This window comes from Parabacteroides sp. TM07-1AC (genome assembly GCF_003480915.1).
In the GTDB taxonomy this organism is placed as follows: Bacteria; Bacteroidota; Bacteroidia; order Bacteroidales; family Tannerellaceae; genus Parabacteroides; species Parabacteroides chongii.
The window spans coordinates 263,383-286,403 of record NZ_QUKD01000009.1 but is presented as its reverse complement, the minus strand read 5'-3'; the positions used below and the strand labels follow the sequence as shown (position 1 = coordinate 286,403).

At 40.0% G+C, this 23,021-nt stretch carries 20 protein-coding genes; 2 read left to right on the top strand and 18 right to left on the bottom strand.

Going from position 1 to position 23,021, the window contains the following annotated elements; all coding sequences use genetic code 11:
* Positions 1-16: 16 nt before the first annotated feature.
* From DXD68_RS18120 to DXD68_RS24555, 17 genes are all read right to left on the bottom strand, one after another.
* Positions 17-706: a hypothetical protein gene (locus DXD68_RS18120; RefSeq protein ID WP_122362901.1), complete on the bottom strand. Its 690-nt coding sequence runs from the start codon at positions 704-706 to the stop codon at positions 17-19.
* Between the two features lie 12 nt (positions 707-718).
* Positions 719-1,309 carry a hypothetical protein gene (locus DXD68_RS18115; protein WP_028729654.1) on the bottom strand — a complete coding sequence of 197 codons (591 nt, stop codon included), beginning with the start codon at positions 1,307-1,309 and terminating at the stop codon, positions 719-721.
* Between the two features lie 45 nt (positions 1,310-1,354).
* Entirely contained in the window at positions 1,355-2,422 is a 1,068-nt protein-coding gene (locus DXD68_RS18110; protein WP_122362900.1) for a hypothetical protein, read from the bottom strand.
* Between the two features lie 11 nt (positions 2,423-2,433).
* Positions 2,434-3,585, bottom strand: coding sequence for a Clp protease ClpP (locus tag DXD68_RS18105; RefSeq protein ID WP_122362899.1), 1,152 nt, complete (start codon positions 3,583-3,585; stop codon positions 2,434-2,436).
* 145 nt (positions 3,586-3,730) lie between these two features.
* Positions 3,731-3,958: a hypothetical protein gene (locus DXD68_RS18100; protein ID WP_122362898.1), complete on the bottom strand. Its 228-nt coding sequence runs from the start codon at positions 3,956-3,958 to the stop codon at positions 3,731-3,733.
* A complete protein-coding gene (locus tag DXD68_RS18095) occupies positions 3,955-6,774 on the bottom strand; it encodes a hypothetical protein (RefSeq protein ID WP_122362897.1) in 2,820 nt (939 codons plus the stop codon). Before DXD68_RS18095 ends, DXD68_RS18100 begins: the two co-directional genes overlap by 4 nt.
* Positions 6,775-6,828: 54 nt before the next feature.
* A complete protein-coding gene (locus tag DXD68_RS18090) occupies positions 6,829-8,169 on the bottom strand; it encodes a glycine-rich domain-containing protein (RefSeq protein WP_147383007.1) in 1,341 nt (446 codons plus the stop codon).
* Entirely contained in the window at positions 8,169-10,427 is a 2,259-nt protein-coding gene (locus DXD68_RS18085; protein WP_122362895.1) for a hypothetical protein, read from the bottom strand. Before DXD68_RS18085 ends, DXD68_RS18090 begins: the two co-directional genes overlap by 1 nt.
* A 21-nt stretch (positions 10,428-10,448) precedes the next feature.
* On the bottom strand, positions 10,449-15,134 hold the full coding sequence (locus tag DXD68_RS18080; protein WP_122362894.1) for a hypothetical protein: 4,686 nt from the start codon (positions 15,132-15,134) through the stop codon (positions 10,449-10,451).
* The gene (locus tag DXD68_RS18075) at positions 15,124-15,774 is read right to left on the bottom strand and encodes a hypothetical protein (protein ID WP_122362893.1); all 651 of its coding nucleotides are present in this window, start codon (positions 15,772-15,774) and stop codon (positions 15,124-15,126) included. Before DXD68_RS18075 ends, DXD68_RS18080 begins: the two co-directional genes overlap by 11 nt.
* Before the next feature lies 1 nt (position 15,775).
* Entirely contained in the window at positions 15,776-16,228 is a 453-nt protein-coding gene (locus DXD68_RS18070; protein ID WP_122362892.1) for a hypothetical protein, read from the bottom strand.
* Positions 16,225-16,653 carry a hypothetical protein gene (locus tag DXD68_RS18065; RefSeq protein WP_122362891.1) on the bottom strand — a complete coding sequence of 143 codons (429 nt, stop codon included), beginning with the start codon at positions 16,651-16,653 and terminating at the stop codon, positions 16,225-16,227. Before DXD68_RS18065 ends, DXD68_RS18070 begins: the two co-directional genes overlap by 4 nt.
* Positions 16,650-17,165 (bottom strand): hypothetical protein, encoded by a 516-nt coding sequence (locus DXD68_RS18060; RefSeq protein WP_122362890.1) that lies wholly within the window; start codon positions 17,163-17,165, stop codon positions 16,650-16,652. Before DXD68_RS18060 ends, DXD68_RS18065 begins: the two co-directional genes overlap by 4 nt.
* On the bottom strand, positions 17,165-18,463 hold the full coding sequence (locus DXD68_RS18055) for a phage terminase large subunit (protein WP_122362889.1): 1,299 nt from the start codon (positions 18,461-18,463) through the stop codon (positions 17,165-17,167). Before DXD68_RS18055 ends, DXD68_RS18060 begins: the two co-directional genes overlap by 1 nt.
* Entirely contained in the window at positions 18,460-19,029 is a 570-nt protein-coding gene (locus tag DXD68_RS18050; RefSeq protein ID WP_122362888.1) for a hypothetical protein, read from the bottom strand. The genes DXD68_RS18055 and DXD68_RS18050 overlap by 4 nt, the downstream gene beginning before the upstream one ends.
* Positions 19,030-19,038: 9 nt before the next feature.
* Positions 19,039-20,100 carry a DNA cytosine methyltransferase gene (locus DXD68_RS18045; protein WP_229058357.1) on the bottom strand — a complete coding sequence of 354 codons (1,062 nt, stop codon included), beginning with the start codon at positions 20,098-20,100 and terminating at the stop codon, positions 19,039-19,041.
* On the bottom strand, positions 20,081-20,644 hold the full coding sequence (locus DXD68_RS24555) for a hypothetical protein (RefSeq protein ID WP_229058356.1): 564 nt from the start codon (positions 20,642-20,644) through the stop codon (positions 20,081-20,083). Before DXD68_RS24555 ends, DXD68_RS18045 begins: the two co-directional genes overlap by 20 nt.
* 160 nt (positions 20,645-20,804) lie before the next feature.
* Here DXD68_RS24555 and DXD68_RS18035 point away from each other — a divergent pair, with 160 nt between their 5' ends.
* Together DXD68_RS18035 and DXD68_RS18030 are read left to right on the top strand one after the other, a co-directional pair.
* Entirely contained in the window at positions 20,805-21,401 is a 597-nt protein-coding gene (locus DXD68_RS18035) for a peptide chain release factor 1 (RefSeq protein ID WP_122362887.1), read from the top strand.
* 32 nt (positions 21,402-21,433) lie between these two features.
* Positions 21,434-21,886: a selenium binding protein gene (locus tag DXD68_RS18030; RefSeq protein WP_122362927.1), complete on the top strand. Its 453-nt coding sequence runs from the start codon at positions 21,434-21,436 to the stop codon at positions 21,884-21,886.
* A 280-nt stretch (positions 21,887-22,166) separates the two neighbouring features.
* On the opposite strand, the gene DXD68_RS18020 is transcribed toward DXD68_RS18030, so the two are convergent.
* Positions 22,167-23,021 (bottom strand): phosphoadenosine phosphosulfate reductase family protein, encoded by an 855-nt coding sequence (locus tag DXD68_RS18020; protein ID WP_122362885.1) that lies wholly within the window; start codon positions 23,019-23,021, stop codon positions 22,167-22,169.

Here is a 23,021-nt window from a genome sequence, read left to right as displayed (position 1 = left end):
AAGTCTATTGTATCAATTAATCCACTTCCGTCTGATCCGGATTTTCTCCGTTCTCCAATGCACCATCTTTACCCGGATCATCTGTTTTCTTCTCACTTTCTGCCTTCAATTGTTCAGATGCCTCTTTCAGTAAAGAATCAATATACTTTTTCGTAACCTTTACATCACCAACCTTATCAAAGGTCACAAAATGCTCCTTTACAGCTCTTTTTGTCATACCTTCAATAAGCATTCTTTTCATATCGGCGATAGCATCCAATTCGGCAGGAGTTAATTCAACAGGAATATGTTCTTTCCCTGACAACTTATCCAAATATTCTGCAACATCATCCTTCCATCCATCAGGCAGACGTTCAAAATACTTACTGTTTTTTTCATCCAAAGACAAAAATTCGATCGCTAACTCATCCGTACAATTCTGGTACACGATCATACGACTGGAACCAAAGCCAAGAGGCATACACATACCTCGGGCAATCTGATATCTTTTTTCTTTCATACGTTCCTCAAATAATATTCGATTAGTTTTATAAAGGTTGACGAGTTCCATCAACGCATCAAAATAACAGTTCCTACAAGTGTAGGATATTTTGCGACATAGAGCTTTAGAAGCCAAAGAAACGAGCGTATCCCGTTCTTGCGGTGTTTCTTTCCGAAGACGAAAACGCTCGATCACTTCATTTGTCAATAGTTCATCCACTCTCATTCCTATACAGTATTAAGCTGCTGCTATTAAACTATCAAACAAAGCCTTCGTCGTTTCATAATCAGTTTTATGCAGGAATAAACCTGATTTCGGGGCCCGTTCTTCTGTCAACACAGCTTTCCAACCTCCTTCAGTTTCCTCACTGTATTTGTCATTCTCCAATGTCGTTGCAGTCATACCCTGATAAAAACCGGAAACCTGGAATGCAGCATCTTTCGTTGTACCTTTATGTTTATTTTCATAAACGACTACAAACGTCCCATTTGCCAAACCATCAATAATGCTTTCGCTAGTCTCCGGTCCGTTGTCAAGGATCACAATTGCAAACTCATTATTGAATGTATTTACATAGGTTCCAACATTCAGACTTGTTTTAGTCCCGGTAAAGGGTGTTTTACCCGGTACGAAACATTTATATCCTTTCTTTCCTGTCTTCAAAACAAGAGCCTCAAGAACATTGCTTTTTCCTGTAGCAAACACGCTTTTTGCAAAATCAATATCCGAACGATTAATGATTACTGCATTAGCTTCCAAACCACGAGTAACCGGAGTATCACAGTTGATATCAATATCTTTTTTAATTAAACTTTCGCAATCTGCCATATCTATGAGTATTTGATGGGGTACAGAATACCATACCCCGGATTATTAATAAGCAGCATGAATCAGTTCGTCCTCTTTGATAAGAGTACCGATCTTACCCGTTGAATAGATATAGTTCATACGTTCTTTACGTTCGAACCACACATCAAGTTCTGAAATAGCAGAACTACCCGGATAGCCCATGAGCAACTGACTGGGTGAAGTATATACAGCACGATGCGGTAAATTCAACTTTGTTCCGTTATCTTGATACTTACTTGTAAACCTATCAAATAACGAAATAGAATAAATTTTCACACCATCCCACTCTGATATCTTCAAACCATCAAACAATACTTGCCATGGCATAATTGTGTTATAAGATTGCTTTGCATCCCATGATAAAGCATCAGATAGAGATCTTGTACAGAAAATTGCGGCTCCGTTCATAGCTTCAATACGTCCGTCCGCATCTCTCCTGATTTTTTCAAACAAGGAAGTAGCAACCCCTTTCGTATATAATCCACTATTCTGAGCGGTATAAGATGCTGTGTCATTCGCTGAGATTTCTGTATATTGATTAGAGTTACCGGCAGCAATAGCAAAAATACGCTTCCAAAAACCGTCGGCCATCGTAAACAAAGTTGAATCGACACCAGATGTCAACACACCTCCATCAGCGTTATTTTTCGCGTCTTTATCACCATACCAGGCAATACGCCACATCATTTTCCGCATGGCTTCTTCCAATTTGGGTAACACAATGTAATCCATGTATTCCGTAGATGTAAGATCACCAATTTCAGTACCAGTTTTCAAACAGTAATCAGCGATCGTTCCTTCCAAATCTTCATAGCAAAGATTCAAAGGTATTTCCCAGTCCCCTAGTTCCCACTGCTTTTCAGCAGCCGGAATACCTACTGATTTGTAGGTTGGATTACAACCGGCCCCCTCATTACCGACATCTTCCATTTCTCCAATGAAGCCAAGGCGTTTACCGTGGACTATTTTACCCATTGACGTAATAAACTGCTCCAAGTTTTCATCCTGAAACACAGTCATGTTTAACAAATCACGCAAACTCTCAATTGCATGATTTGTCGGGGTTAATTTTGTAAAATCTAACTTAGGCATACAAACATTTTTTATCTGTTAAACTTCTTTTTACGGGCATCACGTTTTTCGGCCAGTTTTTTATCAATCAGAGAAACCGGATCACTGTTTCCGCCCTGTCCACCTTGATTGCCATGGAAACCTCGCGCATCAGGAACATAGCTACTTGCAATTTTCTTCAAGCCTTCCAAACCTCCCATAGTTTTGACCTTATTCAAAATTACAAGTTCGTCCTGGCTTTTAGCCTGAGCACGCAAAGACGTTAGTTCAGCTTCCAATTCCGCTATTCGCGCATTGGCAGCATCCAATTCGTCATTATTATTTTCCTCTTCCGGATCGCGGATTTCTGTTATTACTCCACCTTCTACGACGATTGTACTTCCATCCGGCATAAGATGTTCTCCGTCCGGGGATGCTGTATCACCGACCTGTGGTTCCCCGTCTTCACGTTCTACTGTTAAAGTACTTCCGTCTGCCGTTGACAGATCAAGACTGACAATCGGAGCTTTAACGACTCCTAATGCTACTCCTAGCATTTGAAAAGCCTGTGCTACTGTTACTTTTTTTTCTTGATTCATATTATTTGTTTTTGAGTGATTCCATTTCTTTGGTTGCTTTTCCTTTGCGGATATAGGAGGCTTCACCTCGGATATAAAGCCTAATTCCTTTGCTTTATCCATATCAACAAATTTATCCTCCGCCATAAGGGCACGCAGTACATCTTCCTCGGAGCCGGTACGATCAACGTATAGATTCACGATCTTTGTCGTTTCGGCCTCTAAGTCCTCCGCCATACGTCGCAAATCTTCTGCATCATAAGCATCTGCCAAAGTGTAAGGTGGGATATAAGGATTATGTATCAATAGTGTAGCATTCTGATAGGCGTAACGTCGTTCTTTAGGAGCGGCCAACAAAAGGACAGAAGCCATAGATGCACATTTACCTTCAATAATGGCAGTTATTTCTTTACCCGTTGAACGTAACTTATCATAAATGGTCCACCCCTCCATACAATTACCACCACGACAATTCAATCGTAACTCTATATTGTTATCGTCTTCCGGAATACTTTCAATGAAAGCATCGACGGAATCAAAGGAAGTTCCGTCCACTCCGATCCAAAACAAGTTCATTTGCCTTGTCTCTTCATCTACTATATCGCTGTGAATCTTTAATACCGCCATATTTAAAATATCTTTTTGTGCAAATTTATATCATATTGTATATTATAAGAGAAAATAAAATGAAAAAGCACTGCACATATTTTGCAGTAATAAAAAAGGCCATACCGATAAAACGATACAGCCTATGAAATAAATAATACAGAGATTAAACTGAGCGTTCCATCTTAGAAATAACTTGATACACTTTTCGTTCACTCATATTATACTGATCGGAAAGGAAAGAAACAATATAAGCCTTTTTCAATCCATCCCTTTTTAGCCGGGCATACTCATTATAAAGATCGACATGTAAAAAATCAGATGTATTCAAACCAGCAGAATAGAGTTTTTCTAATAACTCCTTATTAAAGGCTAATATTTCATGAACTTTCATATAGTAGAATTATTTTGGATCATTTTCACTCTATCTTGTACCTCTGTAAACTCAACAACACTAACAACGGGTGCCGGCATCGAAGCGACAGCTTTAGCTATGTTGTTTATACAATCTTCACTTAAATCAAGATTTCCTATCGCTACTCCTTGTTGAATTTGAGAACGTTCTGAAAAAGATATCGCTTTTATTGCATTGGAGAAAGGAACACCGCCACCAGCTACATTTACCGCGCTAGCGATAGAACGCAGTAAGGGATTAGACATAGATCGCTTGTTAATTATAGCTTCACCCCCCTCTGCCTCAATCTTAACACCTCCATTTGCATGGGATGGACCAACAATATCGCCACCATCTGCATATTTTGATGTCTCCAAACTTGGTGCCTTAACATTTGTCTCCACTTTGTTTACAGAACTCTTGATTGAAGCAAACTGAGCGGTAACAGCAGCTATCACAGTCGCTAAAGATGCAAGATAATCCCATGTAGTAATGCCTTTAGTACTGGAAGCTGCTCTTGAAAGCGCAACACCTTGATTTAGCATTACTTCTGCAATAGCTAAAGTTTTAGTTAGCGCTAGTAATGCGATATTGTCATCCGCTATACTACCCAATACGCTCCCTAATGATCCAACAATAGAAGCGATGGCTGCCCGTTTATCTCTAGCATCTTTCTCCAAGTCTTCATTCATCTGTTTTGTGCTTTCCGCAATCTTAGCACGTAATCTTAATACAGCGTTCACGTAATCCTCTTCAGTTTTAAACATAGTCGCCTTTGCCTGAGCATCCATATTCACTAAAGCATCATATTCTGACTGTGCTTGTTGAATCTTTATGTTATGCTCTTCCAAAGAACCCTCACGAACCTGTAGCAGCCGGTTCTCCCATTCTAGTTTAAGCATATCTATTTGTTTGTCAAATTGCTCTTTCCGAAAAGCTTTATTTTCATCTGCAACCTGTTTGTTATATGCGGCATTTATATTGGCTTCCGATTGCCGAAGCTCTTCAGCCAGCAACAAATTAGCAGCAAGCTCAGCCTGTCGGTTCTGCTCAATCAGAGAAAGACGGAGATTATGTTCCTGTTCTGTTCCTGCTTTAACCGCAGCAAGTTGTAACTGAATACGTTTAGTTTCTTTTTTTATCTGAACCTGGATAGAATCATCAGATAATTTCTTCAAATCTGCGTCACGCTTCTCTTCAGCCAGAATTATAGAATCATTCAACGCTTTCTTTGCTGCATCAGTTAAATTCTTTTCAGTACTGAGCTTGCGTTTCAAATCTTCGATCTGTCGATCATACTGAACATTTACCGTTTGTCTCTGTTTTTCTATCCCTTCTTTAACTAAAGATAAAGCTGCATCTTCAGCCTGACGGCTCAACTCTAATTCTTTAGCCTGCTGTTGCTTTTTTATCTCCAGGGCCTTTTTTGAACTCTCTTTTGTTATGGAATTTGTCTTATTCTGAAGTTCAATCTGTTTCGTATAACTATCACGTTGTTTGTCTACTACATTTTGAAACAAATCTGAAAACTCTCTCAAATCAGATATTGTACTCTCGGAAAGACCAAGTTTAGATATAGCATCATCGGCTTTCATAGACCCACTAGAAACAGCTTCTAACATATCCCGAACTTCCTGAGTGACTTCTTTCTGACCTAACAAATTAGCCAACTTCTTTTCCCCGAGTTCGATCTGTTGCTTCATATCGGCTTGTTCTATTTCACTAGCCTGTTTTGCTGCTGCAATACGTTCTTTGGTCGATTTTGTTGTATCATCGGAAATCATTTTTAGCCGTTCAATCTCTTTCCGCCCAGCTGCACGCTGCATATTCAACATTACTTCCTGCTTTTCCAACTGCTGACTGATATCGTTCAACTCATAAGCTAGTTTTATTTCACGCTGTAATTCATCACCAATCCCGGCAAAGGTCGCTTTCATATCTTGAGCTGCCCCTTTTAAGTCACCAGAGAATACTTTAACCAATGCACCTCCAAATTTGGCAACCCGATCAATTATAACATTAATAGCTGCTCCCAATCCGGCCATGACATTACTCAGTAACTCAGTTCCCTTCTGTGTTTTTGTCAAATAAGCGACAAGAGAACCCAGCGCGACAACGATCGCACCGATTCCGGTACTGATAAGGGCAATCTTCAAAATTTTCAGCCCCGTAGAAAGTAGATTTGAAGATATGGCAGCCGCTTTTTGGGCTCCAGACATTTGAGTTGTAGCAGCAGAGTTCAATTTATAATCGGTAGTAAGTAAACCGACCTCTTGCCGTACCTTTTTGTATAGGGGCTGAAAAGGGGTAATTACACTTTTCAGAGAACTATTCACTTTTGAAAACAGGCCGGTTTCATCAGCGGCCGTTTTAATCGCTTCCTCATATCCACCAACAGAACGACGAAAGTCACCTAAACCTTGTTCCGTTGTTTTAATTTCATCATTGAGAGTTTTAATTTTCTTCTGCAAATCACGTCCTTTCGCTGATTCTCTTTCGATTTGGCTTAGATTCACATATACCTTATTCAGCCGGGAAAGTTCAGCGCGCATAGATTGCAAACTGCCTTCCTGGTCCTCTATTGATTTATTATTGTTCCTGATCTCTTGATTTAACAGTACATTATGTTTCCTCAGATTCTTTATTTCATCTTCATACTGTTTATAGGCTTCCTTTCCTTCCAGTGTCGTTTTATTCAACAGGGCTTGTTCTTCCCGAAGTTCCGCAATATCCTGCTTATTCTCCTTGAGCCGTTTCGATGCTGCATCATTTTTAATAACTACTTCTAATATTACTTGTTCTTTATTATCCGCCATACCTCTAATTTTTTATATTTGATACTCCTACTAATTAGATCCTATAATTAGACTTTATTCAAAGGATTTTACATAATATCGGATTATTATTATACCCTGACACCCTCTTCCGGGACGAGAAAACTGGCCGCTAGAAACTCCCATGCCACCGCCACCGGATCCATAGAATGTACCATTTCCGGCATTGCCCTTAATACTGCCACCACCTCCGCCGGTTTTATTACCTGAATATCCCTGCAATTCACCATTAGAATATCTTACATAACCACCGGTTGCCGCATATTTTGTTGTTGCAGTCAATTCCGGGTCTATATGAGATAAGTCTCCAAAAGGACAAAGTGTACCATCTTTGGTATAAGGATATCCACCATTGCTTTCTTTTCCCGCTTCTCCTCCTGCTACAGTATATTCTCCAAATGTTGTTGGGTTTCCTTTTTCACCACCATACGATAAAGCAGTCCAATCCCCAACTGATAATTCAAATATTTGATTTTTTGTGAAAGAAATATCTTCTACATATAATACTTCTCCACCTCCGCCACCACTGACCCAGTCTCCATTAGTGTTTACAGAGTTTGAACCGTCACCACCACCTCCGCCACCTACTATAAAGATGTCTATTTTTTTTGTATTGTCAGGCACAGTCCAAGAGGTCCGAGATATATCAGTGATTATCTCAAATTTTTCAACAAGGGGTATTTCACTTTCTTTTATCATACGGGTAACTTTCAATATAACAATACCCTGATATCCTAATCCTGGATTTCTTATCGTATTACTAAAAGTTCTATAAATAGTGCCACCTCCACCACCAGCACCGTAAAAAGCAGCATTAGCAGCAGCTGTAGAACGATTAGCCCCTTTTCCTGCGCCAGTATTCCCTCCTACATTAGCCGTAGTGGTAGTACTTCCATCTCCACCATTTGCTCCAAATAAATCAGAAGACGTAATAGCTTCCGATTCTATATCTCCAAATGGACAAGCTGTTCCATCACTCCCGATTGATGGCGATGAATTTGTTCCGGCAGTTCCACCATTACCACCCAATGCAATGAGAGTTCCAAAAGATGTATCACCTCCTTTGTTTCCCGCATTATTGGCTGTTGTTGCAGCACTCCCACCTTGTCCGATCACAACATTTATTTCTTCTCCTTTAATGAATGGCATGTTTTCCTGATATACAACTGCACCACCTTCCCCAGCATATCCAGCTGTATAGGAACCATAAGATGTGGATGCTGCAGGCAGACCACCTCCACCACCAGCACCCACTATAAACACTTCAAGTTTAACAGTGTCAACAGGAATTGTATAAATCTCCGATGATTTGATTACAACCATCTGGGTGACCTCTATCATTCCAGAAGCAAATAGCATTGATCTTCTTCTGTTCATTATTCTACGTATTCATTATAAATAAAAGGTTCAGACGCACGAACAGTATATTTCCAGTCCGCCCATAATATGCTAAGTTCGCACGCTTCTTTACCTGCCAGTTCTGGCAATTCTGATACAATAAGCAGTTTTGAACCTTCTGAACCAGCATTGGCATTTAACTTGATGGTAAAAGTTATTTTAGTGGTTGAACTACTTGTGTTTCTAATTAGCAAAGTAGTAACCGAGTTATGAAGTGGATAAAATCCTGCTGGAACAATTAGCAAATTTTTGCTAATACTCATATCAAACACCACATAACCACCAGTAAAAGGTATATTCTCACCAGAAGTAATGACCGTCTTAGCGTATGTACATGCTGCCCTTACAGTAGCATCCTGCCAACCTTCACCTGCTACACCTCTCAAATCCAATAAATAATGATATATATTGTCAGAATTTGCAACACTTTCGGATATGATAAAAGATAACAAGTAATGAACTACAGTTCCATCAACCCTTTTCATAATGGAAGTACATCGTGAATAACCTATTTTGCCTGAATGATAATTAGTCTCTGTCATAGAATATATAGGTATATTTTCTTGATATGCCCTTTCCATATCCTCTATTGTGTTACCGTTTATAAATGAACCCCAATCCAATTCACTAGTGGTTCGTACTCTATTTATTTGAGTAACATCACCTATTTCGATATATTCACTATTTGAGTTTCCCCATTCAGCTACACCTGGAGCAGTGTTTGTTAAAACCTGTCCCACTGCCCCACCTGCCGGAATAAAGTTATATCCCTCCCCTGTTGGCAGGACAAACTTATTTGCACCGGATTCTATACCTTCCAGCTTTGCTCCTTCCGCATTCGTCATTAAACGTTTCCCTGCTTCCTTCAAAACATAACGTTCGTTGGCTTCATTCTTAGTATAGTAATCTGATAAATCGACAGAAGTAGAACCTATCAATTCAAATTTACTTGAAGTTTCATCCCAGATATACTCATTATGGACATCATTTCCCGATCCGGTTTTAGGAACTAAATAGATCGTTCCTTTTACTCCGGTATCCGGCAGTTCCGGGACCGCTTTTATATCAAATTGAACGATACCAGCTATCTGTTCATTGGTGTAAGTCTTGGCTGCAGCCAGATTATCGGCTATTTCCTTTCTAAGTGGGGTATCATCATATGCTTCAGGGGCGACATACTCGACAAACGCACCAGATGTACTTCCGTCCGATTCCGGGACAAACAAATACTTTTTACCAGCTACAAGCCCGGTACCATCGGCAGACACATTACCCGATCCGATTCCAGGTTTACCTACCTGGCCTCTGGGAATACTAAAGTTCAGGATATACTTGGGATTTCCTTCCGGAGTTGTCCCATTCTCAACAACTTCTACAGAGGCCGGTTCTGTCGGTTCCAATGTAGTCGTCGTTCCCTGTTCAAATATTGCCGGTTGTCCGTCTTTTCCGGCAGGTAATGTAAGATTCAGGATATACTTCGGGTTACCGGATTCATCTGTACCATCAGCGATGAAACTGCCGGAAGGAGTGTCTCCGGATTTGGCATTGACTGATTTAAGAACCGGGGTTTTACCGGGACTACCTGTATCTCCTTTCGGGATAGACAAAGAAATTACGTATATTGGGCTACCGTCCATATCGTACTCTTTGAAGCTTATTTCAGCCGAGGCCAACTGGCCCGGTTCCAGTGTCGAGACACTCCCGGCTTCGAACTTCGGAGTTTTTCCGTTTTCTCCGGTTTTACCTGCAGGTAACACAAGATTCAATTTATACTTGGGATTACCGGATCCGTCTTCTCCATCAGCAGTCAAGGTAGCAGAGGCCTTTTCGCCATCAGAGACATTCCCTATTCCGAAGATTGCTGTTTTACCAGCCTTACCGGCCGATCCACGCGGAAGGGTCAGGTTTAGCTTGTATTTAGGCGATCCCTCCGGTGTCTGCCCGTCAGGTACGACTTCGGACGATGCTCCGGTTCCTTCCTCCCCTGTGGTCGTCGTACCGCTGTTTAACACCGGAGTTTCTCCCCGGGCTTTCTCTCCTGTGCTAACACCATTAACGACCCAGTATCCATTTTCATTAATTGAAGGGGCCGCATCATTGGCCACCTGCTTTTTGAAGTTCCCGACAGTTATACCGGCATCCGTACCACCTAAATCGGTCTTTGTTCCCAACAGATAATCATTGTCCGATAAACTGGGAAACTTTGTGAAATCTTTTATATCTTTTGTTCCTGCCATATTACTTATAATTTAATAGTGTTATCCTTGCGAAACCTTTACGGTTGTTCCATCCCTCCAAAAAGCTCCTTTGATTTTGGGATCAATCGATGATAGATTTGGAAATGTCAAAGAAGATGGTGTTATTGATACTGTATTAGAACTGTCACTCCCCAGCATATAAAGTCCTCCTGCGTGTAATTTTATATGTCGCGCTAAACCACCATCGACAGTGTGCATATACATGTTTATTTCTGGAAACGATTGTTGTCCTACTGTATTCTGAAATGAAATATTAAAAACTTCTTTATTTGATGAATTTATCATCTTTAGAGACTGATCGTCCGGATCAATAATAATCCTATTGCCATTAAGTGAACTTATGACCTTACCTCCAAAAGTACCCTTCTCAAAATAAACTTCACCATTTTCATACATTCTTGCCGGTGCATTATCCCTATTCTCATACGAGGCCCCCAACGCTATACGGGGATGAGTATCGGCATTGCCGTCAATAACCACATTCCTATTTTGACTCTGGATTGTCAGGTCAGAGAACCACCAACCTGCAATATTTGCCTCTTCGATCAATGCCAGTCCCGTCGCTATACTTTCAAATTGACCTTGAAATCTTTCCCAATATGCAGACCCGGCACTCGGATATTTATTACTAAATGAACCGGCAGACGTTTTAGCCATCCAAAAGACTTTAGTCCCTGGAGTATCTTCAGTATAAACAGCATCAACATGTTGTTCCGTCCCGGTATAGATTTTCGAAGCATCATATTTTTTTCTGAATGTCAATGAAGGACCGGCTCCTCCATCTTGACCGTCTGTTCCCGATATTCTTACAGGAGCAGACCAAGGCCCCTTTTTAAAACCACTGCTAAAAAATACAGCCTTACTCATCCAGAGCGGAAGGGTTCCAGAAGGAGGATCCCGTGCCCAACCAGAAGGAGGCAATTTATCTTCCTCAGGAGTGTCCGGTTGCGTCTCTGACCTTCTATAAACTCCATATGTGGAATAACCATCTATACCAGGATCTCCATCTTTTCCATCTTCCGCCCATTTTGCGTATATACTGGGATTAGAAAAATTACTCCATCGCCCATCTTTTTTTACCCGTTGAGACACCCATAATACTTTATACTCTGCGGTAACGCTAAGAGGGGCAGAATACCATTCCATAGGGACATGGCCATCTTCCTGGCTGTTAGTTATCGCTGGTGGCGCATAATTCTTTGAAAGGGCATAGATGTATTCGGTACTAGTACCATCTTTACCCCATCTGGACCATAGGAATACTTCGGAGAATGATCCCCAAACACCATTCGCTTTTTCACGCTTACAACTCCACTCAAACTGATTCGTTATATCTGGACCTACCGGATCGTCTGTCCAACCCTCAGGAACAAAATCCGCCACATTTTCAGAGACAGTCGGTCTGGCCGGTTTCGCGGCTTCGGTTGCGGTACGCTGAAATATCCATTCCACATCTGTACCATCCACACCATCTATTACCCGGACAATTGTAAATGCCTGTTCATAGACAGCTAGTCCCTCACAATTAATCTCCAACTTTATTTCTGCCTTTTCCTCCGTTACGCTATGAACTACGACAAGGCCATCGGTTACTGTATATGTGCATCCTGTACCCACAGAGGAAACCAGATATTTACCTTCTCCAATAACAGTACTGTACCGTAATAACTCCGTACCTTTTGTTACCTGAATTTTGGTTGATATACGAAAGTTTTGTGCAACAACCTGACTCATTCCCGTCACAACATTTTTATCACCGGTAACGATATCAACCTGTTCAGTCAATCCATCTTTCGTATTATATACAGCACTATAAGTCGACAAGGTTACAGAATATGCATCCTGTCCCTTCAAATTGTTATCCAAGCCAGGAACGTTCCAAACGTTTCCTCCGAAATAAACATTGTTCAAATAGATTGATCCTTCGGCTAGGGACTCTCCATTTATGATAAGGTCGGAAAGATCACCCCATTGCGACGAAATATGTTTCCCTGGATTAATCTCCCACGTGCTGACATTACGAAGATATCGCTGATAAATCCTTGTTGAATAAGCGGAATTCTGCCGGTTCTTATCAGTAGGATGACCGTACACGGCAAACTTCATAGCCATGCTGGGATGAATCGTTGTACCGGGTTTCAGTTCATATCTGAAATGAGCATTATCTATGATCTCTACCGGAGTAAAATAAGCAGTCGAGAAACCAACCATTGTCTTAAATCCGGCACTGTCGGTTCCTTCCGTTGTCTCATTTCCGGTCAGGTTATGAAATATGCCACGACAAAAATCATTCACATGTAATCCGGCAAGTTCGCCCTCTTCCAGCTTCAATTTCACGATCTTATTCTCTGTATCGACAGACTCGATCAAACCGAAAGCTATGGCATTCCAAAGTTCACCCGAAACAACGTCGATACGGTTAAACCGTAGTTCAGGTACTTCCAAGAACTCCCATAGTTGAAGGCTACGCATTTCGCCTTCCCCTTTTTCATTTATCCTGGCACCGGAGCCATGAAAGCCGCCTACATAATTGCCAAAGGTAGCGCCTCCTTTAAAGGCGATCGGAAACTCAGTTGAATCCGGCTTGTCTTTACGAAGGAATATTCCTTCACTGTCACTCTGAATATTATCCTTGATAGTTTTTAAAGCAACTCTTTTAGCATCCCCCTCTCCTGTATCCAATGGCAAATACATATCATTTGTCACCGTCCCGGTTTCGTCTAATTCACGAATCAGCTTTCCATCAGTAGATGTTGCAACAGCCAAAGACATTGCCGTATAAAGAGCGACCGTAGTAGGTGAAAATTTCAACGGTGTTGTCGGATTTACCAATATGGCGTTTCTCAAAGAGGTTTCACCTTCCCCCGTTACATCTACCCCATCAATGAGAGCCAGTTCTAAATCAGCTTTACCAACTTCTGTATAGTTATTTACCGATAGCAACATGTAATAATTACCATCTGCATACAATGGTTTACAAAAAGATAGATTCGGGAAAAAGGTCGGATCAAGTTTCGCCTTTCGATATGAAATTCTCGGTTTATTTGCGTAAACACCTAAATACCCCGTCCAATATCTACGGACCAGGTTGTCATATTTCAAAGGTTCAAAAGTAAATGAACGGAAAGTGACAGTTTTCATATCTGCATCTATCCATTTCCCCCAAACTTCTAGCGCAACGGTCCCATTCTCCAACAATAACCGGCACTTTGACGTTTTATTCAAAGTATATTCTGCTTTCCCTTCTTCAACTTTATAAGTATATAGAGGAATGTTTTTGTTAGTAGCAGCATAAGGAGACTGATATACCGTATTCTCCTGCTTATCGTACGTGTCTGCTGTAAACGTATATGCTCCGAACAATTTATCAACCAAATCATCTTCTGCATATTTCAGCATATTCTTTTTAGTCAATCCATAGGAATATTCCAGCTTATCATCTTTTTTATCGATAAGCATTTTTGAAATATTAATCGCTCCGGATTTATTCAGGATTACATCATCCACATTGTAGAATGATAAAACACTTCCCTGCTGTTCAACCATCAAGCCAAACACCCCCATGACAGACTTTATAAAGTCCATCGTCGATATATCCGGAAGGTTCTCCCGTATAGGATAATCCAATAAGAATGCTGTCTGGGAATAATCCTTTTCATTCTCCGGAGCAAAAGAGATAGTCAAATCTATTTCAAAATTCCCAGTCTTAAAAGGATCGTAAATACCAAAACAAATATCACCTGCACCAATGTTTCTATACTCATCAATATCTTTTGATGCACTTTCAAATATATCGAACATAGGAGGCTCACCTTCCTTAAACTCAACAGAAGGAGTGAATATACCGAACTTCCACCCAGTTGCAGCATTATTCGCTTTTACTGTACCTTTTATCCGATATCGTCCACCTAATGGAATTTTAATAAAGGTTACAGGCAATGTGCGATATATAAGGTCATGCAGTTTCTGATGATAAGGAGCATTTTGGTAACTCAAATCAGGTAGAATATCATAACGTTCCCTACCGGAGATCAGATCAGATGTTGTTGTCCCCTTGAGACGGAAAGCCAGATTCTTTGCAACGTCCTCACTCCCATTTGTTGTAGGTAACATCAACCACATTTTTTCGATCACAGATCGATAAGCGTTATTCATGACAAACGACTGCCCAACAATCATATCGAATAATGTAGACACTTTAACTGCTGGCCGTAAATGTTCGGGATGCTGTCTTTGCATTCCGTCTAACTTTGGAACCCATTTTACAAAATCCGTTTCGGTCACACTATAGTCCCAAGGAATCAAACCACTATCCGGAAAAATATCTTTTAGCTTGTAATCATTGAGACTTGTCAACCGTTTATTTCCTCCGAATTTGATCAGAACTTCAATTGTTTTACTGGCAGATTTAACGACTGCAACACCATCATCAAACAGAGTGATACCATCCCTGATTACTTTTGCTGTGTGTTCTACATGTGGGTAGTCACTTTCTACATTCACCTCCGTTGAGAAACCAAACGTCTGAATGTTATGTGCTGTTTTAGGAAGCTGGATAGTATAAGAATATCCCGACAATATCGTTGACATATCAGCAGGCTTACTCACTGCACGATTCAATACGACACCCGATCCACCTTCCGGTAAATCAACCTCTACATTATCAATGAATAGTTTATCTTTCATTCGGTAACACTATTGTTATATCAAAATCCTGCAATGCGGCTTTTGTTCGTTTATACTCTTTTGCTTCAACCTCTACATTCAACCACCCATCAAGAACAGAGGCCTGTACAATAGCACTTTCCTGAATGGCCGTAAAGTCTTCAAATGTTTCCCGGTTCACCAAAGCTGTGAACAGAGTTATTTTATTAACCTGGCTGAATGATAATTTATAAGTCAATCCTCCGATACCGGCCGTTTGAATATTCTCTAATTTCCGGCTGTCCTGATGAATACAGAATTCGTATGAATCTAACTCACCGCTACGGCTAATCCAGCGTAATGTGATATGTGCCCCGTCTCCGGAGAAATTGACAACCTTATTGCTTCCATAGACAACTTCAAAGATTCCGGAAGCGAGAGATACACCGGCTTGCACCACGGACCAGGCAACATTCTTCCGTACCATCCCATTTGACAACGTATCAATAGTGAACAAGGACTTTAAAAGTCCTGATGCATCAAACACAGCAGTGTTAGCTATTGCAGACACTTTTGTCTTCACCCCTTCAATAGTGATATCATACTCCCCTGCTCCTTCCATTATGAAAAGAACCGGATCAAAAACATACTGCGTATCCGTTGGTGCGTTTACTGTTGCCATATTATTTGTTCAATTTTATAGATTCAAACTCCAATCTCATCAAGAAGCCGACACGATCCTTTATGCGTTCAATTGTATCTGGAACCTCTGTTGTATATACATCGGCTTCGGCGCCCGTACGGCAAAGTTGTGTTCCTTCCCTGGCTATTTTACGGGAAACCAAATAAGCAAAAGAATTGCGCTCTGACTGGCTATCGAAAGAGATACCTTTATCAATTACCCACTGCTTTATGATCTGATAAAATCCTGCCGGAACCTTACCCGGCTTACGTCCAGTCTCTAATGTTTCAAAAGCCATACGCCCGAACAATATCCCGCGATTCTCTGAAACATCTGTATGCATGGAGCCAGAAGTACGACCAGAAGCTTTACGCCCGGTACTGTCAATATTAGATATTATTCGTTTCCGAAGATCCTCCAATTCTTCAAATATTATGTTCTGTACTTCTTTCATAGATTACGTTCACATATTCCGGTTATCTCTTTCAATGTCACTTCAAAGACAATGCCTGATGTCACTGCATTGAGTTTATTATATGCAACCTGGTACTTCATCACTCCACCCAAAGGTTCAAAGTATCCCGTTTCGTTCAACTTCACAATAAATCTCATGGCTAATGATTTCATCCGATCAACAACACTGTCATTGTCCTGGCCATTACCATTCAACTCGACTTTATCTAAGAATGCCAGCATCCCGTTCTGGTTGTCACGGATATTTCCATTCTTAAAGTCCAGTTCCCCGGAAGCAGGAAGAACATACACGACGGCCGGAAGTGGTGTCCTGTCAATCTCCACATTAGCCAGGGTCCAATCCTCAAAAACGAACGGTACTCCTAGTGATTCAGCAACCTGTTTCAATTTATCCTGTACTGTCATTTCTGTTTACTTATTATTTGGTTCAACCTCCTTTGATACATTCCGTTATCATAGTCGATCTTCATCATTGCATATATCCGTCTCTCCGGCAAATCGAATACTGCTTCATGAGAAATAGACAGACGTTGGGCAATCCGATCGACAACGCCAAAAACACCGTGATCGATTCCATAAAATCCTGCTTTTACTTCTTCCGCCGTCGGATTATATTTGAATGTTTTTTCGTCACGGATTCTCATACGTTCCAGTTCCCGGTAAACAGACAGACCATAGTTGTAGACAGAGATAAAAGGTTTACTCATCACTTCCTTCTCTTCTAACCCTAACAATACTTTTTGAGGAATAAACAGAAGGTCATACCTTGTATTCATGGAGGATAAGTCAATACGTTGGCCGTATGTCAGTTCTGGTATTTTCACCGGAATAAATACAGTCTCCAGCTGATCCCAAAAGTCAATACCTTTTAGCATCAGAATCACATCTTCAATAGTAGTCTTACTCGTTATCTTCATTACCAGTTATATATTGAGTTACCCGTACGCGGGGCAACAAGTCTATACATTCCCATTATCAGCATATCTAAATAGTCCGGAGACCGCTTTATTATACCCTTCATTGCTTCCTTGCTGATGATATCCTTTTTCCGGGTATCCTTATCTACATTCGCTGCAATCAACAGCTGTAGTTCTTCAGCAATGTGTTCCGCCTGATCCGGTCGGCAAATGATCTGCAACTGCCGTTTGTCTATCATCTCAGCTAACTTGTATGCACATTCGGCTTTCAGGTTCGCATATTTATTATTGAATGCAGATGCACCATTCTTAAACTCTTTGATCCCGTTTAGATAGCTCTCCAGATAACTTCCCAAACCATCACTGTCTGCAACTGTCTGGGACCTGCCGACACCACGCGTAACCATGAGCTTTCTCAAATCTGTTTCAATCTCCCGACCAGATGATTTGTCTTTATCAATCTCGATTGAAACCCGTAAGCCTTCCCAGTAACCCGCGACAAAGTGATCTCGTCCTTTCATTGCCAGGTCGGCACTTATAGCCTTCCCGCCGATCAATGCACCGGTATTGGTAAAGCAATCCATCACTGCATCGTAATCAACTAGAGAGTTCGGATCACCGTCATACTCCCAGTTACCCAGATAAAGACGTTGATACGTTACTTTGTCCTCTGTCTGACGAAGGGTATCAACATAGTCCTCTGTTACAAACGGGTTATCTTGTACTAATGCCGGTATGAATGCATACGGTGCTTTGATCTTACCGTCTTTCCAAGGCTTATAAAAAGTCTTGTATAACCAGTTCTTTTTCGGGTTACAGGTTATCAGTATTTTCGACGGGATATTATAGACATCATTCAGGTGTCGACCTGTACGAGTTTTCAACACTTCAAAAGCCAGACCGTTGATCTCTCCGGCTTCCTCTATCCATCCCCCGGTAAACTCTTTCGATCCTAACCGTTCATACATTGGGTCTTTATATGGATAATAAGTCAAATCCAGATAAACGATCTCCGAACCGTTATCGAACTTGATTCCGTCGTTTGTGACACGGTAACCGGTAAACCCGTGATATTTTGCAACTTTACTAAACGTTACCGATACTGAAGCCTGTGAGTCCTTTAGATTGTTACGACCAACAAACCAGCGTGTACCAGGCAAATGAAAGGCACATTGCATCAACCATTCACACCCTAACCAAGATTTTCCACCACCTCCCGCACCGCCGTACAGGATGAATTTATGTTCACTATCCGCTAGATAGTTGTAGGCAAGCCGCTGTTTTAAATTTATCTTCATTCATCAGCTTGCTTTATTAGCTGTTCTACGTTCGGTGTCACCGGCAGGAAATTGAAACCGGTAAACTGTATCTTATTACCGCCCGTTGTCACATCAACTTTTTGAGTTCCGTTTATTCCAAGAAGTTTACAACGCATTTCAATACATCGTTCGATACCGGCCAGATAACGCGGATCGCCCATGTTGATAATTTCCTCTCCCAGAACACGGGTAGAAGATTTCTTTTTACCTTTTGCCGGATCACCCTCACAATCATCTTTCTTCTCAACAGACTTCTTTTTCTGGTCCGTCTTTGATTTCTCCCAGGCTTCCCAATACTCGCGTTCCAGCTTGTTGATTTTCCCGAGTTCTATTGTCAATTGATTATTAACAAAATCCTTCCGGGCCTCCTCAGACTCTTTCAGTATCTCCTTAACATCATTGAATACTGTTACATGGGAAATCGTACGGCCAGTAATGGCAGATACAGACTCCGCAATCTCACGGAATGTATACGCTTTAAAGTAAAGAGGGGCAATCAACTGTTTGTCCTGCTCTTTTTCTCCTGCTTTTCTTGTTGCTGCCATTTGTTAAACCTATATTGTTAAACTATTACTCTTCTTACAAAACCATTGCTTATATATCTCATAAGAGATACGAGCTGTCATAATAGGAGGAACACTCATACCTATCAAATATTCAGGTTTAATATCGGCAAAGTCATAATCTAAAGGATATGAGCCAATGAGACACATTTCTCTTTTGTTTAGACTTCTAGGGATATCATAAAGAGCATTCACACCGGCCCCGCTTGTTAATGTAGGCGCCACATCATCTGAATGAATAATAGGGTTAGAAAACATACTAAGGCGCTTTTCTAGCCGATCTATTACATCTCCAAATGATTTATCAGATTTCCGTTTGTTATTCCATAACATTCTTTGGTATTCGGTAAGATTGTCTGACTGATCGTTCTTATCCATGATTTCTCTAAACAGGATAGGTGTTTCATTAAAGCTTAGCCACAACTTTGAAAAGCCAAGATCTTTCCTTCTACAGATAAAAAATACACGTTCGCGTTTTTGAGGAATGCCCATACTTGCAGAATTAAGAAGGAAGACCTGCACATCATATCCTATCTTCTGCACACGTTTTACGATCTCCTTTGAATAGGCGCGGGCATTACCCTGTATTATTCCTTTTACATTTTCCAGTATAGCAACCTTTGGTCGTAACTTGCAGATCGTATCAATGTAAATGAAAACAAGATCATCCAGGCGCTGCATTGCCTGACCTTCCTTGAAGCGCTTCTTTTTACCCCATGCGTTTTCCCTTTCCCCGGCCATGGAAAATGTAGAACAAGGTGGTGAACCATCCAGAATATCCAAATTATACAATTCGTTAGGTAAATCTTCTCTTTCATTGAACAGTCGAATATCTTCTGTATATAAGTACTTTGGAGAATGATTCCTGTTATATACTCTTGACACCTGTTGATCTAATTCAACCCCTCCGAGATGGTCATAGCCGGCCAGTTTATATCCCATAGATGAGCCACCTCCACAAATAAAAGTGCCAAAGACCTTCAGCCTGTGAGGTTCCATCCCTTTAAAGGGATAACCGTTCTTTATATACCACTCAAATTGTAATTTCATCATTGACATTTTCAAAAAGTAATTTACATACGGCCTTACTGGGATCAGAGTCAATAGTCATTAATGACTCTTTAACTCGTAAATAAGTTTCAGCATCAAACTTCAATATCAGTTCATGCGCGTCTTCCCATTCTTCTACATCAATTTCTCTGTTTTTATCGGAATAATCTTTAGCCTCATTTATCTCTAATTCCCATGCTTCCAGTTCATCAACGCCAAAATCTTTTACGATAGCATCAAAATCAAAGAATGATGTATCAGATGTATGGTTATCCGCTAAAGCTAATGCCTTACGCCGGGCATCTTCTGTCGATAAGTCTTTACGTTTGATCGCAATAAGTTCCGTACCATCACTTTCAATAACACGGACTTTTAAACCTAGCTCCTGGGCCTGCTCATATACACCATTTCCAGCAATGATACAATCATCATTATCAAAAAGGATAGAACGCCCGGCACCACATTCTTCAAGGCTTTTCCGGATCAGACGTTTGTTCTTGTCATCATGGATACGATAGTTATTTCGATCAATCTTTATATTACTCATACATACAGATTTATGTAAAGACAAATATAATAAAAATATCATATTGAATAATATATAATCATTATGATATTTACAAAACACAACTGTTAAGTTTATGGTTCCTTAAATATCATCACATCAAATTAATTTATACCTTTGGAAATTCATACAATAATATTATATGGCTACAATAACTCTCGAAGACCTTATAGAAGAAGGTAACAAAATTAGGAAGGGGATTTCTTATATACCTACATTAGAAAATGAATGGAGGACTTTTGACGCTTATAATCTAAAAAGTATATCAGAATATGAAATTTGGAAAAATAAGACTATCAGGTTTTTATCTTTCAAATTTACAGGAGACAGATGTATTAATGATTTTGAAAAAGCTGCTGAAGATTTTACTAAATCCTATAATTCACCTAGTTTATTTGACAAATTACTAGGAATATTGGAATCATGTCTTGTTATCCCAGAACTCCCAAAAGTTCAAAATGAGAATAATAAGACAGACAATTCTATACATGTCAATGTTAATCAATCTCAAGAACAATCTCAAGAACAGTCTTTAGCTATTGACATCTTCATTGAAGCAATAAAAGATGAGTTAACAGGCAAACAACAAAAAGAGATTAAAGCAATCATAGAAAATGAATCTGATCCTGTACAAGCTAAAAATAGACTTATAGATAAGATTAAAAGTTTTGGTTCTGATGTTGCTTCAAATGTTATTGCCAATATTATAACAAACCCTGCTATATGGGGGAATTTTTAAACGACCTATTTATAAATTATATACAAATAAAAATGAACGAATCAATTACAAAACAGGCTTTACCGTCAGAAGAATACATAAAATTGTTGGGAATTGCTCTATGTGTTTTCAATTCAAATAATGCTTTTGTCATTGAAAATATTCTAAATAATAAAGGAAAACATCAATATGATTGGTATGATTTAATTGATACAACATCAGGATCTAAGATGATGAAATTTGCAATCAAAAATACAATTACAGAAAATTCAGATGATAAAATAGCTAATTTATTTGAAGAACTATGTGATAAGAGGAATCGAATTATTCATGGTTTTCAGATAACATCAAACGGAGAGCAAATATTAGCAACAAAAGAAAAAGAAACAAATAGACAATTTATTATTACAGAAGACTATCTTATAGATTTTATTAAAGAAAATGATTGCTTGTCAACAATGCTCGATGAATTTAGGAGCTTTAACCCAAACTGCAATCATAAATAAATTTTCACTATTATCAACACACCGAGATAACAAAATTAAAATACTGCACATTATGGCAAACTATCGTATTTCTTTTTATCACAATGGCGATTATTACAAATTCGACAGATCGCTTGGCCCATCACCTAAAGATGGATACATTTTTGAAATCGCTTATAGAAGTGAAATTAGATCATATATGGAAAGACATGGACTAAAAGGTAATTATGAAAGTCCTTATGTCGAGGCAATATAAGAGGCTGGGTAAACTCTGCCTCTTATATTTACTACCATTAAAGCATTATTCACAAAGTCCATGAAAGATTGACATACACGCGTATCCACCCTCTGGCCCAAACATATCCAATGTGGCATTTTTGTCAGAAACATACTTGAAAACTTCCTCTGCCATCGCGTACACTCCATTTTTGCAAAACCGTTTAGGAATAGTATCAATCGCAAAAAACGATCTGCCTACATACTTTTCAGCATCAATCAATCGTTGTTTCATAAGCTCATCTTTTAGTAACTCCCTAATCTCTACTTGCCGACACATAACACAAGGAAAACAGCCAACGCGAGAAAAACCTTTGTAATAAAGTGGATTAGGCTTCTGTTCAGCATTTAGAATACAGTCAATTACTTCCTGGGCAGACCAGTTGAATATAGGACGAATAACAGAAGCATCATATTTAGAACACCACTCCCTAACTTCTTTGCCCCGATATGTTTCCTTTCTGCCACTTCCATTCGGCTGGAAGTAGGATCGGAAGTACATACATTCCGGTTCCATAGCAGCACGAACAGAACTTTCACGTGCTCTAATCCCTTGAATGATAATACAGCTCTCTTTTAAGGAGAGAAGATAATCAATCATAGGTTTTATCTTTAGTTCGATAGTGCAAAATCGCCCGATAACCGAGGGGAAACGTTTCTTTTTCTTTGCTAATTCCACAAAGCCTAATTCAGGTTTGAGTGTAGTTAATTTGATACTCATCTGCTGACAAACATTTGTTATATGCTGGTATGTATCCGGATGTTCCCAGCCTGTATCGCAAAAAACGGCTTCTATCTTATCTGCTCCGTATCGGTTTGCGGCTTGGATCAGGCAAGCTTGGCTATCCTTACCGCCAGAGAAACTGACTATTATCTTCAT

What these genes read in the sequence shown, in the direction of transcription:
- DXD68_RS18110 (WP_122362900.1), bottom strand. Translation starts at nt 2,422, where the DNA reads ATGCCTAAGTTAGATTTTACAAAATTAACCCCGACAAATCATGCAATT.
- DXD68_RS18045 (WP_229058357.1), bottom strand. Translation starts at nt 20,100, where the DNA reads ATGATGAAATTACAATTTGAGTGGTATATAAAGAACGGTTATCCCTTT.
- DXD68_RS18090 (WP_147383007.1), bottom strand. Translation starts at nt 8,169, where the DNA reads ATGAACAGAAGAAGATCAATGCTATTTGCTTCTGGAATGATAGAGGTC.
- DXD68_RS18055 (WP_122362889.1), bottom strand. Translation starts at nt 18,463, where the DNA reads ATGAAGATAAATTTAAAACAGCGGCTTGCCTACAACTATCTAGCGGAT.
- DXD68_RS24555 (WP_229058356.1), bottom strand. Translation starts at nt 20,644, where the DNA reads ATGAGTAATATAAAGATTGATCGAAATAACTATCGTATCCATGATGAC.
- DXD68_RS18115 (WP_028729654.1), bottom strand. Translation starts at nt 1,309, where the DNA reads ATGGCAGATTGCGAAAGTTTAATTAAAAAAGATATTGATATCAACTGT.
- DXD68_RS18030 (WP_122362927.1), top strand. Translation starts at nt 21,434, where the DNA reads ATGAACGAATCAATTACAAAACAGGCTTTACCGTCAGAAGAATACATA.
- DXD68_RS18105 (WP_122362899.1), bottom strand. Translation starts at nt 3,585, where the DNA reads ATGGCGGTATTAAAGATTCACAGCGATATAGTAGATGAAGAGACAAGG.
- DXD68_RS18075 (WP_122362893.1), bottom strand. Translation starts at nt 15,774, where the DNA reads ATGGCAACAGTAAACGCACCAACGGATACGCAGTATGTTTTTGATCCG.
- DXD68_RS18120 (WP_122362901.1), bottom strand. Translation starts at nt 706, where the DNA reads ATGAGAGTGGATGAACTATTGACAAATGAAGTGATCGAGCGTTTTCGT.
- DXD68_RS18085 (WP_122362895.1), bottom strand. Translation starts at nt 10,427, where the DNA reads ATGGCAGGAACAAAAGATATAAAAGATTTCACAAAGTTTCCCAGTTTA.
- DXD68_RS18095 (WP_122362897.1), bottom strand. Translation starts at nt 6,774, where the DNA reads ATGGCGGATAATAAAGAACAAGTAATATTAGAAGTAGTTATTAAAAAT.
- DXD68_RS18050 (WP_122362888.1), bottom strand. Translation starts at nt 19,029, where the DNA reads ATGGCAGCAACAAGAAAAGCAGGAGAAAAAGAGCAGGACAAACAGTTG.
- DXD68_RS18035 (WP_122362887.1), top strand. Translation starts at nt 20,805, where the DNA reads ATGGCTACAATAACTCTCGAAGACCTTATAGAAGAAGGTAACAAAATT.
- DXD68_RS18060 (WP_122362890.1), bottom strand. Translation starts at nt 17,165, where the DNA reads ATGAAGATAACGAGTAAGACTACTATTGAAGATGTGATTCTGATGCTA.
- DXD68_RS18080 (WP_122362894.1), bottom strand. Translation starts at nt 15,134, where the DNA reads ATGAAAGATAAACTATTCATTGATAATGTAGAGGTTGATTTACCGGAA.
- DXD68_RS18020 (WP_122362885.1), bottom strand. Translation starts at nt 23,021, where the DNA reads ATGAAGATAATAGTCAGTTTCTCTGGCGGTAAGGATAGCCAAGCTTGC.
- DXD68_RS18100 (WP_122362898.1), bottom strand. Translation starts at nt 3,958, where the DNA reads ATGAAAGTTCATGAAATATTAGCCTTTAATAAGGAGTTATTAGAAAAA.
- DXD68_RS18070 (WP_122362892.1), bottom strand. Translation starts at nt 16,228, where the DNA reads ATGAAAGAAGTACAGAACATAATATTTGAAGAATTGGAGGATCTTCGG.
- DXD68_RS18065 (WP_122362891.1), bottom strand. Translation starts at nt 16,653, where the DNA reads ATGACAGTACAGGATAAATTGAAACAGGTTGCTGAATCACTAGGAGTA.